Origin of the sequence: Hymenobacter ginkgonis, assembly GCF_009755225.1 — a bacterium.
GTDB lineage: Bacteria > Bacteroidota > Bacteroidia > Cytophagales > Hymenobacteraceae > Hymenobacter > Hymenobacter ginkgonis.
In genome coordinates, this window is the sequence record NZ_WQKZ01000003.1 from 633,917 (window position 1) to 651,744 (window position 17,828).

At 61.8% G+C, this 17,828-nt stretch carries 14 protein-coding genes; 7 read left to right on the forward strand and 7 right to left on the reverse strand.

Features of this window, described 5'->3' with window-relative positions; genetic code table 11:
* Positions 1-52 precede the first annotated feature (52 nt).
* The 4 genes from GO988_RS14135 (at position 53) to GO988_RS14150 (ending at position 6,757) form a co-directional block, all read left to right on the forward strand.
* Entirely contained in the window at positions 53-2,029 is a 1,977-nt protein-coding gene (locus tag GO988_RS14135; RefSeq protein WP_157566532.1) for a tetratricopeptide repeat protein, read from the forward strand.
* Positions 2,030-2,264: 235 nt separating this feature from the next.
* A complete protein-coding gene (locus GO988_RS14140) occupies positions 2,265-3,938 on the forward strand; it encodes an FAD-dependent oxidoreductase (RefSeq protein ID WP_157566533.1) in 1,674 nt (557 codons plus the stop codon).
* Between the two features lie 75 nt (positions 3,939-4,013).
* On the forward strand, positions 4,014-5,606 hold the full coding sequence (locus GO988_RS14145; RefSeq protein ID WP_157566536.1) for a Na+/H+ antiporter: 1,593 nt from the start codon (positions 4,014-4,016) through the stop codon (positions 5,604-5,606).
* A gap of 329 nt (positions 5,607-5,935) precedes the next feature.
* Positions 5,936-6,757 carry an alpha/beta fold hydrolase gene (locus GO988_RS14150; protein WP_157566538.1) on the forward strand — a complete coding sequence of 274 codons (822 nt, stop codon included), beginning with the start codon at positions 5,936-5,938 and terminating at the stop codon, positions 6,755-6,757.
* A 169-nt stretch (positions 6,758-6,926) separates the two neighbouring features.
* Here the strand turns inward: GO988_RS14150 and GO988_RS24630 are convergent, their stop codons facing one another.
* The gene (locus GO988_RS24630; RefSeq protein ID WP_317164891.1) at positions 6,927-7,103 is read right to left on the reverse strand and encodes a hypothetical protein; all 177 of its coding nucleotides are present in this window, start codon (positions 7,101-7,103) and stop codon (positions 6,927-6,929) included.
* 745 nt (positions 7,104-7,848) lie between these two features.
* Here GO988_RS24630 and GO988_RS14160 point away from each other — a divergent pair.
* Together GO988_RS14160 and GO988_RS14165 are read left to right on the forward strand one after the other, a co-directional pair.
* On the forward strand, positions 7,849-11,163 hold the full coding sequence (locus tag GO988_RS14160) for a glycosyl hydrolase (protein WP_198172743.1): 3,315 nt from the start codon (positions 7,849-7,851) through the stop codon (positions 11,161-11,163).
* Positions 11,164-12,507, forward strand: coding sequence for an alpha/beta hydrolase family protein (locus tag GO988_RS14165; RefSeq protein ID WP_232341519.1), 1,344 nt, complete (start codon positions 11,164-11,166; stop codon positions 12,505-12,507).
* Between the two features lie 142 nt (positions 12,508-12,649).
* On the opposite strand, the gene GO988_RS14170 is transcribed toward GO988_RS14165, so the two are convergent.
* From GO988_RS14170 to GO988_RS14190, 5 genes are all read right to left on the reverse strand, one after another.
* The gene (locus GO988_RS14170; RefSeq protein ID WP_157566542.1) at positions 12,650-13,000 is read right to left on the reverse strand and encodes a nuclear transport factor 2 family protein; all 351 of its coding nucleotides are present in this window, start codon (positions 12,998-13,000) and stop codon (positions 12,650-12,652) included.
* 73 nt (positions 13,001-13,073) lie between these two features.
* A complete protein-coding gene (locus GO988_RS14175; protein ID WP_317164872.1) occupies positions 13,074-13,763 on the reverse strand; it encodes a ClpP family protease in 690 nt (229 codons plus the stop codon).
* A gap of 175 nt (positions 13,764-13,938) precedes the next feature.
* The gene (locus GO988_RS14180; protein ID WP_157566547.1) at positions 13,939-14,205 is read right to left on the reverse strand and encodes a hypothetical protein; all 267 of its coding nucleotides are present in this window, start codon (positions 14,203-14,205) and stop codon (positions 13,939-13,941) included.
* 3 nt (positions 14,206-14,208) lie between these two features.
* Positions 14,209-14,700: an RNA polymerase sigma factor gene (locus GO988_RS14185; RefSeq protein ID WP_157566549.1), complete on the reverse strand. Its 492-nt coding sequence runs from the start codon at positions 14,698-14,700 to the stop codon at positions 14,209-14,211.
* Between the two features lie 319 nt (positions 14,701-15,019).
* Positions 15,020-15,751 (reverse strand): SDR family NAD(P)-dependent oxidoreductase, encoded by a 732-nt coding sequence (locus GO988_RS14190; RefSeq protein WP_157566551.1) that lies wholly within the window; start codon positions 15,749-15,751, stop codon positions 15,020-15,022.
* Between the two features lie 186 nt (positions 15,752-15,937).
* On the opposite strand from GO988_RS14190, the gene GO988_RS14195 reads away from it, so the two are divergent.
* Positions 15,938-16,321, forward strand: coding sequence for a winged helix-turn-helix transcriptional regulator (locus GO988_RS14195; protein ID WP_157566553.1), 384 nt, complete (start codon positions 15,938-15,940; stop codon positions 16,319-16,321).
* 103 nt (positions 16,322-16,424) lie between these two features.
* On the opposite strand, the gene GO988_RS14200 is transcribed toward GO988_RS14195, so the two are convergent.
* A complete protein-coding gene (locus tag GO988_RS14200; RefSeq protein WP_232341520.1) occupies positions 16,425-17,744 on the reverse strand; it encodes a HupE/UreJ family protein in 1,320 nt (439 codons plus the stop codon).
* Between the last annotated feature and the right edge of the window lie 84 nt (positions 17,745-17,828).

Here is a 17,828-nt window from a genome sequence, read left to right on the forward strand (position 1 = left end):
AAAGTAGTTCTGCCGATAACTCTGCCTAAGCTGAACAGGTTTAGCTAAGTATATGCATAGATTACTTACGCGGGCGAAAAAGGAGGGTGCCAAGGCTAGAAACTGGTTGCGGCTAGCAGGCGGGCTGGCGAGCTTGCTACTGGGCAGCGGGGCGGCCTGGGCGCAGGGGCCGCCATTGCCGCTCGCCCGGGTAGCGGTGATGCGCGACAGTATCAGCCGGCTGTTAGCTACTGACCTGCGGCCTGATACGCTGCGCGTGAGCCGCCTCAATACCCTGGCCTTTGCCCTGCGCACCAACGAGGCGCCGCTGGCCCAGCGCTTGGCTCGGCAGGCCCTGGCGCTTGCGCAGCAGCTGAATTTTAAGCGGGGGCTGGTGGAGGCTCACTTCAACCTAGGCTACAATTACCGGGTGCGCAGCCAGTACGACTCGGCCATTTACCACAGCCGGCAAGCGCTGGCTTGGGCCATCCGCACCCGCAACCGCTATACCCAGACGCGGGCCTACTACAACTTGGCCCGCATTTACCTAGAGCAGGGCGACTATGCGGCCGCCCTGGGCCCCAGCCTCGACGGGCTGGCGCTCGCCCGCACCCTGCACAGCCCCCGGGTAGCGCTGTTTCAACTGGTGCTGGCCGGGCGTATTGAACTGGTTTTGGGCGAGTATGCCGCCGCCCGCTCCTACGTAGCTGAGGCCCGCCACTTGGTACCGGCGGCCCACGACCTGCTCGGCAACGGGTACGTGTACCAGGCCCTCGGCGACATCAGCTGCCAGCAGGGGCAATGGTTGGCGGCCCACCGCTATTATACCCAGACCGTTGCCAATTACCGGTTGGTATATAATGCGCGCGGCTTGCTACCCATCGAGATTAACCTGGCTGACATGACCGACCGCTTGGGCAACCACCGGGCGGCTCGCCGCGCCGCTACTGGGTTGCTGCAGCGGGCCCGCACTACTGGCACGCCGGAGCAAGTAGCTCAGGCGGCGCTGGTGCTGGCGCGTACCTGGCTGCCGGCCCAGCCCGACAGTGCGCACCGCTATGCTACCCTCAGCCTACGGGCCGCCCGGCCGCACCACCTGCGCCCGGAAGCCCGCGACGCGGCCCAGGTGTTGGCCCGGGCCAGCGACCAGCTCGGGCAGAGCCACACTGCCTATCGCTACCAGGTGCTGGCGGGTGCCTACGCCGATAGCCTGAGTGGCGAGGACGCCCGCCGCCGGCTGGCGGCCGTGCAGGCCCGCGCCGTGCGCTCGCGCGCCCAAATGCAGCTAGACTTGCTGCGCCAGCAGGTGCGCGTGCGCAGCCAGCAACAGGAGCTGGAGCGCCTGCGCCACCGGCAGTTGGTGGCCGGCTTGGCGGCCTTAGGGGGGGTAGCCCTGGCGGTGGGGATTGCGCTGCTGCGCTCCTACCGCCGCGCCGCGGCCCGCCGCTTGTTGGCATTGCGCACGCGCATCGCCGCTGACCTACACGACGAGGTTGGCGGCATGCTTACCCAAATTATTATGCAAAGCACGCTGGTGCGCGACGGAACCTTGGCGTCCACACAGCAGCAGGCCTACCTCGACCAGGTAGTAGAAGCCAGCCGCCGCGCTGCCCGCCAGCTCCGCGACGCGGTGTGGAGCATCGACGCTCGCCACGACTCGATGGACAGCTTGCTCCAGCGGCTGCGCGACTACGCGCACGAAACGCTGCCCCCAACTGGCCTGGACCTCGAGTTTGCGATAGAGGCCAAAACCGAGCGGCTGGCCGTGCCGCTGGCCACTCGGCAGGCGCTCTACGCCATTTACCAAGAAGCTCTGCACAACGTGGTGAAGCACGCCCACGCCCGGCGGGTATGGGTGCGCGTAGCGTTAGTGAGCACGCAGCTAGAGCTGGAAGTGCGCGACGATGGCCCTACCCCGCTGCGGCCCCGCCCCGGCGGCCAGGGCCTGCGCAACATGCACATGCGGGCCGCGGCCGTGGGCGGTACGCTGCAGCTCACCCCAGCCACTCCCGGCCCCGGAGCCTGCTTGCTGGCTCGCCTGCCAGTGTAGCGCGCGGCGGGCCGTTGGTATGCGCCAGTAGCACGGTCGGGGCGTTGGTTTCGCCCCGGCCATTGTTCATCTCCACAGCCCAGTTGAGGGTAGGGTAGCTGCCGCTAGCGAAAAGCCGGGGGCTTCGCTAAGCTGTAGCGCCAGCTTGCAGTCCGCGAGTTAGTAGAGTTAATTGCGTCGCGGACTGCAAGTTCGCGCTACGGTTCAGTCGTGCACTTCCTTTCGAAACAGCCCTATGATAACGCTCGACACTATTCGCCCCGTCCCACTTTTTGCGGCGCTCGATGAGGTGCAGCGCGCCCGCGTGGCCGACCACGCCGCCGAATTATTACTCAACCCGGGCGAATACGCGGTGTACGAAGGCGAGATGCCGGCCTTTTTCTTCATCCTGGCCGGCACCCTAGAGATGACCAAGCAGGTTGGGCTCGTGGAGCAGGTAGTGCGGGCCTGCAACGTAGGCGACTATTTTGGCGAGATGCCCATCTTGATGGGCACGGCTAGCCCCGCCGGCGTGCGGGCTACTACGCCAAGCCAAGTGCTGCGGCTAGAGGCGCAGGATTTTCGGCAGCTGGTGGCTGGCCGGCCGGCATTTGCCCAAGCCATCTTGGCCGAGCTAGCGCGGAGCATGACGGGCTTGCAGGAGTTTGCCTTAAAAGTGCCTACTTCGCGGGTCACGCTTTCGGGCCCGCGCTGGAACCCGGTGGCCTACCGATTGCGCGATTTCCTGGCCCGCAATAATGTGTTGTTTACCTGGCAAGTAGTCGAAGAAAGGAGGGGTAGCCCGGCTGAGGAGCCGCCCATTTCGGCCCGGCTCAACGACGGCACCGTGCTCACCAACCCAACTATCCGCGACCTGGCTACCCGCCTGGGCATACAAACTGCGCCCGCCCGCCAAGCCTACGACCTGGCGATTGTGGGGGCGGGGCCAGCGGGCCTTTCGGCGGCAGTGTATGGAGCTTCGGAAGGCCTGGCTACCCTGCTGCTAGAGCGGGAAGCGCCCGGCGGGCAGGTCGGCACATCGTCGCGCATCGAGAACTACTTGGGATTTCCGGCCGGCATTAGTGGCAATGAGCTGGGCCGCCGGGCGTTTGAGCAGGCTATGCGGCTGGGGGCCAAGGTAGTTATCACGCGGGAGGTGCTGGCCCTGCATGCTGGCGAAATCTACCACGAGCTGGTGCTAGATGGCGGCGACGTGGTGCGGGCCCGCGCCGTGCTGCTGGCCACCGGTGTCGATTGGCGGCGGCTGGCCGTGCCGGATATTGACCGGTTTCTGGGCTGCGGCGTGTACTACGGGGCTGCCCGCACCGAGGCCTTGGCGGCACGGGGCCAGGCGGTGTACTTGGTGGGCGGCGGCAATTCTGCTGGGCAGGCGGCCATGTTTTTTGCCAATTACGCCCAGCAAGTCACTTTGCTGGTGCGAAAACCCGATTTGTCGTCGAGCATGTCGCAATACCTTATCGACCAGCTGGCTACCAAGAGCAACATCCAAATCGAGGCCAACAGTGAGGTGCTGGCCGTGGAAGGCGCCCAGCACCTCGAAGCCATTGCCGTGCTCAACCACGCCACCCAGCAAACCACCCGCCGTGCCACCAACGCGCTTTTTGTTTTCATCGGGGCCGATGTAAACCTGCCCTGGCTGCCCGCCGCCGTGGCCTGCAACGGCCAGGGCTACGTCCTCACGGGGGCCGAGGTCCGCACCCGCGCCGAAGCCCCGCGCTGGCCCCTGGCCCGCGACCCATTTTACCTCGAAACGTCGTTGCCCGGTCTCTTCGCCGCGGGCGACGTGCGGGCGGGCTCGGTGAAGCGGGTCGCTTCTGGAGTAGGGGAGGGGAGCGTGGTGGTGTCGTCCATTCATGCCTACCTGGCTACGGCGCCGGTAGCGCCCCCGCCCGGCGAAGCGGCCTCGTAGGGGCACGGGCGGCGGGCAAAACCACGCCGCCGGCCCAAGCGCGGCGATTCGCCCTGGCGGCTTATACTTGAGCCCATGCGCAACATCGAACTCCTGGTTTTTATTCTGGTGATAGTGACGGCGTTGGCCCGGCTGGCCGACCGGGTGCGCTTGCCCTACCCCATCTTGCTGGTGCTAGCCGGCATGGGGCTGGGTATGGTGCCGGGGCTGCCACCCGTAGTGCTCGCCCCTGATTTAGTGTTCTTTGTGTTTCTGCCGCCGCTGCTCTACGCTTCGGCCTGGAACACGTCCTGGCCCGATTTTAAGGCGGCGCGGCGGCCCATTGTACTGCTGGCGTTGGGCTGCGTATTGTTTTCGACTACTTTGGTGGCCGTGGTGGCGCATTTCCTGCTGCCAGGTTTTGGCTGGGCCACGGCCTTCGTGCTGGGGGCCATCGTATCGCCGCCTGATGCCGTGGCGGCCGCGGCGGCTACCGCCGGCTTGGCTTTACCCAAGCGCGTGACAACGATTCTGGAAGGCGAAAGCCTGGTAAATGACGCCACCGGGCTTATTGCCTACCGCTACGCTGTGGCGGCCGTGCTCACCGGCCAGTTTGGGTTGTGGCAGGCCGGGGCCCAACTGGTGTGGGTGGCCGTGGCGGGCATTGCTATTGGGCTGGCCGTGGGCGGGGCGCTCTACCAGGTGCACCGGTCTTCTACCCACAACACGGTGGTCGATAGCAGCCTGACTTTGCTGACGCCCTACCTGGCCTACCTCTTGGCCGAGGAAGCCCACGTATCGAGCGTGCTGGCCGTGGTGGCGGCGGGTTTGTTTTTGAGCCGCCGCTCGGCCCGGCTGTTTGCGCCCGCTGGCCGCCTGCAAGTGTACGCCGTCTGGAACACGGTTACGTTTTTGCTCAATGGCATCGTGTTTATTCTCATTGGCTTGCAGCTGCCCACGCTGCTGGCGGGCCTGGGCAATACCTCGTACTGGGCGCTGGCCGGCTACGCGGGGCTCATCAGCTTGGCCGTGGTTGTCAGCCGGCTTTTGTGGGTATATCCGGCCACTTATTTGCCGTACTGGTTGAGCCGGCGCATTCGGGCGCGCGAGCCTCATCCGCCGCTGGCCACCGTAACGGTGGTAGCCTGGGCGGGTATGCGGGGGGTAGTGTCGCTGGCCGCGGCGCTATCCCTACCCCTGCTCTTGCCGTCGGGCGCGGCCTTCCCGCAGCGCAGCCTGATTTTGCTGCTCACCTTCGCCGTCATATTCGTTACGCTGGTAGGGCAGGGGCTCAGCCTGAAACCGCTTATCAACGGCTTGCACCTCAAGGCCGATGACTCGGCTGCGCAGGAAGAGCTGGACTTGCGGGTGCTGCTGGCCACTCGCACCGCCAATTTCCTCAACAGCCCCGCTGCCAGCCAAGCCCCAACTGAGGTGCTCAGCCGCATGAAAACCCGCTACGAATTGCGCCTCTACCGCCTCCAAAACCGCATGGCTGGCATCGTGGCCAGCCGCCTAGATGAGAAGCCGATTACCCAGTTTCAGGAGTTGCAGGCAGCAGTCATTCAGTTTGAGCGGAGCGTAATCGAGCAGTTGCGACAAACCGCCACTATTGGCGAAGAGTCGCTCCGCAAGCTAGAAAACGAATTGGACCTGGAGGAGGCTCGCTTGGCCCTGGACCGGCAATAAGCCTACTCGTTTCGGAGAGCAACCCTGTTTTGCCAAGCAGCCTGCGGGCTAGCGAAAAGGAGCTGGCCAGCGCGGCCTCCTTGGCTTTAGCGCTGACTGAAAATGTTGATATAAATTTCTGATAATCATGACAAAGAAAATGCAAATATTTTTTAACCTCGCCTAAATATTGCGTTTGCCCAGCCGATGAAAGTACCGCTAAAACCGGGCTTTTTACCGCTGGGCCGGGTAAGCGAGCGGGTAGTTTTGCTGCGTCAATGGCTGCTCACGGGGCACTACACCGCGCCTGGCAACTTGGCTAGTATTTCACCCCTTTACGACGCGGAGCAATGAATAAAATCACGGTAAAAGACGGCACGGAAATCTACTACAAGGACTGGGGCACGGGCCAGCCCCTGGTTTTCCACCACGGGTGGCCACTGTCGAGCGACGACTGGGATGGCCAGCTCATGTTCTTTTTGAACCAAGGCTACCGGGTTATCGCGGCCGACCGCCGGGGGCACGGCCGCTCGTCGCAGACGGCCACCGGCCACGACATGGACACCTACGTGGCCGACGCCATCGAGCTGGCCGACCATCTCGACCTGCAAAACGCCGTTCACATCGGCCACTCAACAGGTGGGGGAGTAGCCATCCGGTACGCCGCCCGCGCCGATAAAAGCCGCATCGCCAAGGTGGTGCTCATCAGCGCCGTAACGCCCTTTATGCTGCAAACCCCAACCAACCCCGATGGGGTGCCAATGTCGGTATTCGACGAAATTCGGGAGGGCACAGCTACCAATCGCGCCCAATATTTCCAGGATTTCACCCTGCCCTTCTACGGCTACAATCGGGCAGGTGCCCAGGTAAAACAGGCTGTCCGCGACAATTGGTGGCGGCAAGGCATGAATGGCGGCGCCAACGCCCACTATTTCGGCATCAAGGCCTTCTCAGAATCTGATTTCACTAACGACCTGAAAAGTGTGGATATCCCGGTGTTGGTGCTGCACGGCGAAGACGACCAAATTGTGCCGTTCAGCGTTGGTGGCGCCAGAGCCATCAAGCTGCTCCAGCACGGCAAGCTGATTTCCTACCCCGGCTTTCCTCACGGTATGCCCGTTACCGAAGCTGCCACCATCAACGCTGACCTGCTGGCCTTTATTCAGTCGTAGCGTTTAGCCTACCCCCCTAAAACCAGAAAAGCTACCTTATCTACTAAGGTAGCTTTTCTGGTTTTAGGGGGGTAGGCCAGCGAGGCGCCCCGGCACTAAGCAGGAGGCTCGTCGTGCTGCGAAGATTGACCAATCATTACGCTCGCTTTAACGCCGAGTAGGCGAACGTTTAGCGTCGGGCCTTGCTAGCTTCCCTATCAATCTCAATCAGCTGCCCAGGAATGGCCAGCCCTTTTACTTCAAGCCAAGTGCCGGTCGGGAAGTGCTTTTTATAACTGGAATTGCGGTAGCTGCCCGCTTTGATAAAGCTGGCCATATCGGTGGCATACACGTTTTCGGCATGCACGTCATCGAAGTATAACCACAGTGTTTCAGTAGTTTATCTAAATCGGCGTAACAGTTTTTCATCTGCTGCGCTAGGTCGCCGGGCGCCACGAGCGTACCCTTATCATCCATGCTCACCGCCCCCGATATTTTGAGGTGGTTCCCGATTCGGACGGCGTGTGAGTAGTCCTATTCTTGCTCCAACTTTGGGCGAAGCAGGAAGTATTCGGCAGTATCGGCCAAGGCAGCGGAAGAGGCCGTAGCCGCCAGGGTATCGGCCGGGGCCGCTTAGTGGCAGCCGCTGAGTAGGACTAAGCCAACTAAAAAGCCAGTTGTGTAAAAAGAAGATTTGGTCATTTTACTTGGGCTAGGTAGTTAAAAATAATACGGGTAGACACACTGAGGCTCAGTTGTTTCGTTGTAAAAGTAATTGCCTCTTTTACCATTTCCTATCGGTTATAATGCTCATTTTAAGGCTAATTCCAGTCTTTCAGCGGCGGTCAATTCGGTCTGTAGAAGTAGCAGCACTCATTGCTGCTTGCTTCCTAATAAAACCGGTAGTACTCATTTAAGGTAGGCGTCTGCGCAGGGCTGCCTGGTTGGCTATCCCATTGTTGCCATTCGGCCTGCATAGCATGACAGACCAGGGGAGATGAGCAGTGCTTTTTTTCTATACTTGCCACGCGCTTTAACCATTCCCACCCCCCAAGCACATGGTTGTTTTTCGTCGCTGGCTCCCGTCCCATATCGTGGCTTGTCTAGCGCTTATGGCGCTGCCAGTTGCTGCTAAAGCGCAGGATGCCGGTGCTTTACTGGAAAAAGGTTTTAAAAACCCGCCGGAGGCTGCCTGGCCCCGCACGTGGTGGCACTGGACTAACAGCAACATCACCCAGGAGGGCATCACCAAGGACCTGGAATGGATGAAGCGCGCGGGCATCGCCGGCTTTCAACTGGCTGATGTTGGGGCCGGCGGCGGACAAACGGTCAGTGAGAAAGTGGTATTTGGCACACCGGCTTGGCTCGCTGCCGTGAAGCACACCGCTGCCGAAGCGGATAGGCTGGGGCTGGAAATGACGTTGTTTACCTCGCCGGGCTGGAGCCTGACCGGGGCACCCTGGGTGAAGCCGGAGCAAGCGATGAAGAAGCTGGTGTGGAGCGAGCTACGTGTGGCGGGTGGCACGGTGTTCAAAGGCAAATTGCCGCTGCCGCCTTCGGTAGAAGGGCCAATCCGCAACTTGGCCCGCAGCAAAAACAGCCCCGCTACGGGTTTTTATGGCGACTGCGCCGTGGTTGCCTACCGCACGCCGGCCGCTGAAACCGACGAGTCGCGCCTACAACCGAGCGTGACCACCAATGCCGGCGCCAGCGATGCCAAGGCCCTGCTGGACGATGATTTGAATACGGCCCTCACCGTGAAGCCCACCGAAAAGCGCGGTACGGCCTGGGTGCAGTACCGCTTCAAAGCGCCTACGCAAGTGCAGGCATTTACCGTTGCTGGCCCGCGCGGCATCCCGTTTGGGCGCTTGCAAGCCAGCCTCGATGGCAAGCAGTTTACCACGCTGGCGGTGCTGCCCGGCAAGCAAGGTTACCGGGGCGGCACGGTGCGCACGTTTGCCATTCCGGCTACCACCGCCCGCTACTACCGCTTGGAAATGAGCGGCGCGCCTATGAGGCCAGCCGAGGTTATTTCGGAAGCGCCTGCCCAACCCGACAGCAGCTATACGCTTACAGAGTTTCGACTGCATTCCGGTGCTAGGGTAAACCGGTGGGAGGACAAAGCCGGCTTCAACTTCCTGTTTGAATATGAGGCGACGGCCACGCCGCCCGTAGCCGCACCTGCCACCATCAACCCGGATAACGTGGTGGTGCTGACCTCGAAGATGCAGCCCGATGGCACGCTTACCTGGCTGGTGCCACCCGGCCAGTGGACGATTATGCGCCTGGGCTATTCTCTCACGGGTGCCCGAAACCGGCCGGCCGTGCCCGCCGCCTCGGGGCTCGAAGTCGATAAGCTCAGCCGCCGGCACACTGAGGCTTACCTGCAAGGCTATACCGGCCCAATTAAAGAGGCCCTAGGCCCCCTTTACGGCAAAAGCCTGCGCTACATGCTGCTGGACAGCTGGGAAGCGGGAATTCAAAACTGGACCGAGGAGATGCTGCCCGAGTTTCGGCAGCGCCGCGGCTACGACCTTACCCCCTACTTGCCGGCGCTGGCGGGTAGGGTAGTGGGCAATGCCGCAATCAGCGACCGGGTGCTGTGGGATTTCCGCCGCACCCTCGTGGATATGTTCGCAGAAAACCACTACGGCACCGTTACGGGCTTTCTGCACAAGCAAGGCATCCAGACCTACGGTGAAGCGGGCGGTGTGTCGCTCGAAACGCTGGAAGATGCGCTACTCAACAAAAAGTACGTCGATATTCCGATGGGCGAGTTTTGGGTGAAAGATTTACATCCGTCGAGCATGTACTACGAAGATGTGCGCGGCGCGGCCTCGGCCGGCCACGTGTATGGCAAGAACCTGGTAGCGGCGGAGGCCTTCACCGGCGGCAATTACGAGTCGCCCTACACGCTGAAGAAAATCAGCGACTATTGGTTTGCGCAAGGTATCAATCGGCTGGTATTCCACACGTCGGCGCACCAGCCACTCGATACCAAACCTGGCAATGCGATGGTGGGCACTCATTTCAACCGCAACATCACGTGGGCAGAGCAAGCCAAACCGCTTCTAACTTACCTGGCCCGCACTACCTACATGCTGCAGCAGGGCCAGTACGTAGCCGACGTGGCCTACCTGCTCAACGAAGGTGCCCCATCGACCATGCCGTTTTGGGGCGCGGGTTTGCAGCCGGCCTTGCCGGAAGGCTACGCCTTCGACTATATCAATGCTGACGCGCTGCTTACCCGTATGTCGGTGAGCGATAACGGCCGGCTTGTGCTGCCCGACGGTATGAGCTACGCCATACTGGTGCTGCCCGAAACCACACAAATGACGCTGCCCGTGCTACGCAAAGTGCAGGAGCTACTACAAGGCGGTGCCACAGTAGTGGGACCCAAACCTGTGCAGGCCCCTGGCCTCACTGCCTACCCCCGCGCCGATGCCGAACTTCGGGAAATAGCCGGTGAGGTGTGGGGCGACCTGGACGGCCGTAGCCGCACGAGGCGCCGCTACGGCAAAGGCCAGCTAGTGTGGGGGTTGCCGCTGGCGCAAGTCATGCCCCTGGCTGGCCTTACCCCCGACGTGGAGTGCAGCCGGCCGCTCGGCAGTACGGTGCCGTGGACTCATCGGCGCGTGGGCGATGCCGACGTGTACTACCTGGTTAATCGCTCCGACAGCACGCAGGACCTGAAAGCGCGGTTTCGGGTAAGCGGCAAAGACGTAGCGCTTTGGCACTCAGCCACCGGCCAAACAGAGCCGGCCGGCTATGCCACCAGCGACGGGCAAACCACCGTGCCGCTCCACCTAAAGGAGCGCGAAACAGTATTCGTAGTCTTCAACCATGCGGCATCCGCTACCGCGCGTGCTGCGGCACCGGTGCCTACGGAGGCCACGCTGCGCACGGTAGGTGGGCCGTGGCAGGTGGCGTTTGCCCCCCAGCTAGGCGCCCCGGCCGAAGCGACATTCGCGCAATTAACTTCTTGGACGGATAACCCGGATGCCGGAATCAAGTATTTCTCTGGCACAGCGATTTACTATAAAGCATTGGAAGCTAGTAGAAAATGGTTTCATGCCGGTCGTAGAATTGTGCTTGACTTGGGTGCCGTTGGGGACATAGCCGAGGTAACCGTGAACGGGCAGAAGCTGGAACTGCTCTGGCTAGCGCCCTTCCAGGCGGACGTAACCAACCTGCTTAAGCCCGGCAAAAATCAACTGGAAATCCGCGTCACTAATGAGTGGACCAACCGCCTGATGGGGGATAAGCTCGCGGGGCCCGGCCAGCAAGTGCTGGATTCTTACACGGCTCCGTTTGGTGGGCCATACCAGCTGGGCCGCTCCGGCCTGCTGGGCCCCGTCCGGATTAGGGCCGTCGAGCAAGCAAATAGCCCTAACGAGAAACCACATTCCTTACCCCCTGCAAACTAAATGAAGCCAGCTAACTTCTTTTCTGCTCTCCTAGGTTGGGCCAGTTTTAGCCTGCTGCCCACTGCCTTGCTGGCTCAGGCGCAGCCAGTTCCGGCCCAGGCGCCCGCAGCCAACAAGCCGCCAGAGGTGGTAGCGGGCATTCCGGTGAATTACAACGAGGACCTGGTAGGTGCCTACACGCTGCCCGACCCGCTGGTACTACTCAGCGGCAAAAAGGTGACCGATGCGGCCACCTGGGCCACCCAGCGCCGGCCCGAAATCCGCACGTGGTTCGAGCAAAATGTTTATGGCCGCGCCCCGGGCAAGCCCAGCCACCTGCGCTTCGAAGTGTTCGACAAAGGCACTCCCGCCCTCGACGGCAAAGCCATCCGCAAGCAGGTGACGGTGTACTTCTCGGAGCGCAACGATGGGCCGAAGATGGACTTGCTGGTGTATTTGCCGGCCAACGCCACCAAGCCCGTGCCGCTGCTGCTCCACATCAATTTCATGCCGAATTCCATGCTCATCGACGACCCCGGCGTGCGGCCCGGGCAGCTGTGGAACAAGGAAAAGCAGCGGGTGCCGGCGCCGGCTTACAACCCAAGCAGCCCGATGCAGCTCACGGTAGCGCCCTTTCTGGAGAAAGGCATTGGGGTGGCTTCGGTGTACTACGGCGACATCGAGCCCGATTTTGACGGGGGTAGTAAGTACGGCGTCCGTAGTCTCTACCTCAAGCCTGGCCAAGAGAAATTTGCTCCTGATGAGTGGGGCGCTGTCGCGGCGTGGAGCTGGGGCCTGAGCCGGGCTTTGGACTATTTTGAAACCGACAAAGCTGTGGACAGCAAGCGGGTAGCGCTGCTCGGCGCTTCGCGGCTGGGCAAAACAGTGCTCTGGACTGGCGCCAACGACCCCAGGTTTGCCCTAGTTATCGCGAGTGTATCTGGGGAGGGCGGCGCGGCCTTGGCCCGGCGCAACTACGGCGAAACCATTGCCCACCTCGTAGCGCCTACTCGGTATGCGTACCAGTTCTGCCAGAACTACCAGCAGCTCGCCAACCGTACCGACGCTCCTATGGATGCGCACATGCTCGTAGCCTTGGTAGCGCCGCGGCCCCTGCTGCTGCAAACCGGCAGCACCGACTATTGGAGCGACCCGAAAGGCGAGTTTCTAGCGGCCGTGGCCGCCACCCCGGTTTACAAGTTGCTGGGTAGGCAGGGAGTGCCCGCTGGGCCAATGCCACCGCCTAGCCAATTGGTGGGCCAAACGCTGAGCTACTACATGCACGAGGGCGGCCACGGCATCCTCCCGCCTGATTACAACGTGTTTGCCGAGTTCATGCAGGCGCACCTCTTGCAAAATAAGTAGGTGGAAATACTTTTAAGACATTGGCGCTGAAAAGTTAAAGCCAACTAGCAAGCTAAAGGAGGGGGTAGGCCGCGCTGGCCGCAGCGAATGACCTGAGGTAGCTGGCTTCGCAAGAGGCATCTACGCGCTAGTGGAGGGCTGCCTACCCCTGCTCGATGTCCATTTGCGCTAGCAGCCCTTCCCGAAGCGTGTAGACATGCTTAACCAAACCCTCGAAGAGCAACTGCCCTTGCCGGTCCCGTACTACTTGCTGCACAGTTATTTCTAGCTTCCCATCGGCCCGCTCCCGAATGTTTGTCGGCTCTACGTGGGGATTCAACTCTTGCCATTGCCGCTGCCAGTAGTCCCGGACCTCGGCGTGGCCCGTTGCGTAGTCGCCCTCCCAGGCTTTCGACCAGCGTACGTGCGGGTGCAGCGTGGCCAGCACCGCGGGAATGTCCCGGGCATTGAATGCCGCATACGCCTTATGAATTAGAATTTGCGGAGTTTCCATGCGCGTAAAGTGAAAGGTAAGAGCGTACTACCTGATGAGCCGCACCGACGGCTCGGCGGAACGCCTGGGCCGGTTAGCGAGTCAGTACTTCGTCAATCAAGCCATACTCTTTGGCCTCATCGGCCCGCATCCAGTAGTCCCGGTCCGAGTCGTCGTGGATTTGCTGGTAGGTTTTGCCGGTGCGCTCGGCGTAGATGCCATAGAGCTCCTGCCGCAGCTTTACTACCTCGCGGGCAGTGATTTCGATGTCGGCCGATGGGCCCTGCACCCCGCCACTGGGCTGGTGAATCATCACGCGGGCATGGGGTAGGGCCGAGCGTTTGCCCAGGGCGCCCCCGCACAGCAGGAAAGCCCCCATGCTAGCAGCCAGTCCCGTGCAGATGGTGGCCACGTCGGGCCGCACGTACTGCATGGTGTCGTACATGCCCAGGCCGGCGTACACCGAGCCGCCCGGCGAGTTGATGTAGAGCAGGATATCCTTCTGCGCATCCACCGACTCTAGAAAGAGCAACTGGGCGTTGATAATATTGGCGATGTTGTCATCAACAGCCTGGCCCAGAAAAATGATGCGGTCCATAATCAAGCGCGAAAACACGTCGATTTCCCGGAAGTTCTGCGGGCGCTCCTCAATCACCGAGCGGGTCATGTTCTGCACAAAAGGCCGGGCCAGGCCCTCTGTGTGGGCCAGGTAGCGGTCAACATACAAGCCGTTGAGCCCCTGGCCCTGCACGGCAAATTTTCGAAATTCAGGTTGAATAGACACGCGAAAACACGAAAGATGGAAGGGACGATAGCCAGCCCAGCGAAAGCGCTCGCAACGAAAGGCTAATTTGTAAGAAGCAGAAAAAGCCAAGGTGCGGCCCACTAAAGCGCCCAAGAATACCCCACCGCTGGCTGCACCTGGTACCCAAGGCGCCGAGCGTCGGCCAGCCGGTGGCCTACCGTGCCCACCAGCGGCGCAGCCCAGCCAGCCAGCCCGTTGTGCGTGGCGCGTACAGTTGCGCATGAATTTGCCGCAGTTCGCGGCGAAGCTGCTGGCGCCCGGCCAGGCGCAGGCCCTGGTACAGCAGCAGCTGCGCTTCCGTATCCGCCGCTAGCTCCCCATCCAGCAATTGGCGCAGGTGCCACTCCTCGGCCGGGAGCGCGGCGGGGCCATCAAGCAGTTGTTGCTCAATCAGGAGCAGGCGGTCGAGTTCGGGGCGCATAGCTTAGTACTCGCTGGTTGTGGGCTGGAAGGCGACCCGTACCGCGTGGCGCAGGCGCTCCAGGCACTTAAACTTCTGCACCGTAGCCGAGCGGATGGAGCGATAGCCGTTCGCAAACGCGGGCTCCGTCGGCGCCTCCGCCTCTTCCCCAACCGACGATTCCCAGTCCTCGGGAAGGGCCTGGTGGGGCAGGCGGGCGCGGCGGCGTAGCTCCTGCTGCCACAAATTGCGGCTGATACCGACCAAGTAAGTGCTGGCCGAGGCCGTGAGCGTGAGCGTGCCGCCGGTGGCTTGCTCATAAAGCAAAACCAAAGCATCCTGAAACACATCCTGCGCATCTTGCTCCGTACCCCCGTGGCGGCCGATGTAGCGGCGCACCGGCGGATAGCCCTGGCGGTAAAGGCGGGTGAGGGCCTGGGCGCGGTCAGCCAAAAGAGCCTGGCGCAAGGCATCAGGAGCAAGGGGAGGGGGTAGGAAAGGCGAGGAGGCAGTCATGAAAGTAGGCGTGTACTACTTAATCCAGTTTAGGCGCAAGTATCACCCATCGCTACCGAAAAAAGTAATTAGGAGCCTTGGTTGAAAGCTTGGTCCAAAAGGTACTCCTTGAACTTGCCACCGCCCGCTTTTCGGGGGCAGTCGCAAGTTCAAGGAGTACCTTTTGGAGTGTGCCCTTAAAGGTGCGTAGGCGTCGGGCAACCCCGTTGGCTCCGAGCTAGCTGCTCGTGGTACGGGGTTGCGGCCACGGTGGCCGTGCGCTCGGCCTCTAGTAGGCCTCGGTAGCAGCGGGGCCGCCCTTGAATGCAGTAGCCATTCCTTAAATCTGGCCCATGCCGCCGTCCACGAAGAGCTCGATGCCGTTCACGAAGCTAGCGTCGCTGGAAGCGAGGAACAGGGCAGCGGCAGCAATCTCCTCGGGGCGGCCCATTTCGCCGCGCGGAATCAGGGCGGCGATTTGGGCCTTGAACTCGGGGCCGGTGGCGGCCATCATGGGCGTATCAATTGCACCCGGACTCAGCAGGTTAACCCGGATGTGCCGGTCTTGCAAGTCTACCACCCAGCCCCGAACGAGTGCCCGGAGCGCGGCTTTGCTGGCGCTATACACGCTGTTGGCGGGATAGCCTTTGATGGAAGCCCCCGACCCATTGAGCAAAATCGAGCTGCCCGCCGCCAGCAGGGGTAGCGCTTTCTGCACTGTAAAGAGCGTGCCGCGCACGTTCAGGTCGAAGATGGTATCGAAGAGGGCTTCGGTAATCTCCCCCAACTTGCCGAAGCCGGCCGCCCCTGCGCTGGTGAACAGCACGTCGATTTTGCCTTTTTCCTGCTGCACCGTCTCGTAGAGGCGGTCGAGGTCAGCCAGGTTGGCCGCGTCGCCCAGCACCCCCGTCACGTTGCGCCCGATGGCCGCCACGGCTTCGGTAAGCTTCTCCTGCTGGCGGCCCGTGATGAAGACATAGGCGCCTTCTTCAACAAATAATTTGGCGGTGGCCAAGGCCATGCCCGACGTGCCGCCGGTAATGACGGCTACTTTTCCGGTGAGTTTTCCCATGGTATTGCGTTGGTTGAACGGCGTCGCGCTGGCTGCGCAACGACTGCGTGGTTCGCGGAGCAAAATTCCGAGAAGCCTGGCCGGCTGGCAATTACGGAGAAGTTATTCGGCACCCGATACTTTTAGCCCCTGGGGTGGTTTTAATCCCTACCCCCCTCGAAATTTTTCACCCTCCCCGCTTCATCGATGTACCAGAAGAAAATTGTCAACACGCTAAACTGTGGTTCTGTACTCACCAAGGAAGTGTTGCACGGCAAGTGGAAATCTACCTTGCTTTATTGCATTGCCCAGGGCATTCAGCGGCCCAGCGCCTTACAGCGCACTATTCCCAGCGCCACGCGGCGCGTGCTCAACGTGCAACTGAGCGAGCTGGAGCAGCACGGCCTGGTTCGCAAAACCATCTTTCCCGAGCTGCCGCCCAAGGTGGAGTACCAGCTTACCCCGTTGGGGCAGTCGCTGCTGCCGGTTATTGAGGTGATGGAGCAGTGGGGCAACGCCCACCGCGCCGAACTAGAACAGGCGCTGAGCCTAGCAGCGCCAAAGGGCGAGCTTGAAACAGCCATCGAGTAACGAAAAGGCGTTAGGCGGGGGTAGGCTATAGGCAGGTGACGTACCGCTAGCTGGCTTTCTGCCAGACACTTGATACGCCACTTTTTTGAGTTGGTGTGCGAAATCAGGCGCCGGGTTGCTGCCGTACTTGCCGCTGCCAGGTAAGCAGCAGGGCTAGCGCGGCCAGTAGCCCTAGCCCGTAGGGGGCGTAGGCGGCCACCTGCCCGGCCGCCTGTCCGAGCTCGTTGGCCCGGCCGCTCACGCGCTCTACTAGCCAGCCCACGGCGGCCAGGGCCGCCACGGCGGCCCCACCCACCCGCACCCAGGGGTAGGCGGGCGTGCGGCTTAGCAGCAAGAGCCACGGCAGGGTAAGGGCAATGACGAACAGCTGCATCAGCTCGATGCCCAAATTGAAACCCAGCAAGCTTAGGGCCATGGGGCCGGCCTCCAGGTGCAAGTTGGCCAGCGTGCCGGCGAAAGCTAGCCCGTGCACCAGCCCAAAGCCGGCGGCCACCCACGCCTCGCGGCCCGGAAACAGCGGCCGCCAAGCATGCGCCGCCGACACCAGAATAGACACGGCAATCAGGATTTCGACTGGCTGGCTCGGGAGCCGCACCCAGCCCAGCGTGCCAAGCAGCAACGTGAGGGAATGCCCCAGGGTAAAAGCTGTGACAATCAGCAGGATGTGCCGCAAGCCGTGGCGTACTCCCCCAAATGTGCTCCAGCGCCGCCTGGCCACCAGCAGCGGGGCCGGCAGCAGCAGCACTAGCAAAAACAGCAGGTGGTCGGTGCCCTCGGCAATGTGCCGGATACCAAGCTGCACCAGCGCCCGAAAACCCGTCCAGGCGCTGCCCGTGGCCAGGTTTACCGGCAGGGGTGGAATGACGTTGTTGCGCACATCGAGCTGAATGATTCCTACCTGCGCCGGCTCGGCATCGTCAGCTACTTGCCCAGTGGCCCAGTCCTGGTGCACGGCCACCAATATTTTGTGCGTCACTACTTGGTGCAGCACGGCATCGTAGCGGAGCAGAAATTGCCGCACATCGGCCCCGGCCGGGGGCACCATTGCCACCTGCGCCGTCAGCTCGCGGTAAGGGCCATTGAGGGGGTTTTGGGTTTCGTGCACGCCCAGCTGGCCCACCGTCACGGCCCAGTAGCGCCCATCGGGGCTTTGCAGCTTGATATGCTGCGTTAGGTAAGCCCGCAGCTCGGGGCCCAGCCGCTGCACCAGTTGCGCCGACGAGTCGCCGACTGCGTGGCCAAACGCCGGCTGCAGCTCAGTGAGCGGAATTTGCACGGCAGCCTCGATGCGCTGGGCGTGCACGCTGAGCAGCACCACCGAGTTGGGCATGGGGTGCGCGGCCGCTGGCAGCAAGCTGCCTATGCCCAGCAGCACCACTAGCAGCGTTATTAGCCGGTTGAAATAGGAAGTCGAGGGATTCATGGGGGAGGCGCTGCGTGGGCCAGAAAGCACAGGGGTAGGGGGCACTCAACCGTAAAGATTTACTAAATAACTTCCTGAAAGCGC

Excerpts from the sequence above, each read along its gene's own strand:
- GO988_RS14200 (WP_232341520.1), bottom strand. The coding sequence starts at position 17,744 with ATGAATCCCTCGACTTCCTATTTCAACCGGCTAATAACGCTGCTAGTG.
- GO988_RS14140 (WP_157566533.1), top strand. The coding sequence starts at position 2,265 with ATGATAACGCTCGACACTATTCGCCCCGTCCCACTTTTTGCGGCGCTC.
- GO988_RS14160 (WP_198172743.1), top strand. The coding sequence starts at position 7,849 with ATGGCGCTGCCAGTTGCTGCTAAAGCGCAGGATGCCGGTGCTTTACTG.
- GO988_RS14195 (WP_157566553.1), top strand. The coding sequence starts at position 15,938 with ATGTACCAGAAGAAAATTGTCAACACGCTAAACTGTGGTTCTGTACTC.
- GO988_RS14170 (WP_157566542.1), bottom strand. The coding sequence starts at position 13,000 with ATGGAAACTCCGCAAATTCTAATTCATAAGGCGTATGCGGCATTCAAT.
- GO988_RS14150 (WP_157566538.1), top strand. The coding sequence starts at position 5,936 with ATGAATAAAATCACGGTAAAAGACGGCACGGAAATCTACTACAAGGAC.
- GO988_RS14145 (WP_157566536.1), top strand. The coding sequence starts at position 4,014 with ATGCGCAACATCGAACTCCTGGTTTTTATTCTGGTGATAGTGACGGCG.
- GO988_RS14185 (WP_157566549.1), bottom strand. The coding sequence starts at position 14,700 with ATGACTGCCTCCTCGCCTTTCCTACCCCCTCCCCTTGCTCCTGATGCC.
- GO988_RS14180 (WP_157566547.1), bottom strand. The coding sequence starts at position 14,205 with ATGCGCCCCGAACTCGACCGCCTGCTCCTGATTGAGCAACAACTGCTT.
- GO988_RS14135 (WP_157566532.1), top strand. The coding sequence starts at position 53 with ATGCATAGATTACTTACGCGGGCGAAAAAGGAGGGTGCCAAGGCTAGA.
- GO988_RS14165 (WP_232341519.1), top strand. The coding sequence starts at position 11,164 with ATGAAGCCAGCTAACTTCTTTTCTGCTCTCCTAGGTTGGGCCAGTTTT.
- GO988_RS14190 (WP_157566551.1), bottom strand. The coding sequence starts at position 15,751 with ATGGGAAAACTCACCGGAAAAGTAGCCGTCATTACCGGCGGCACGTCG.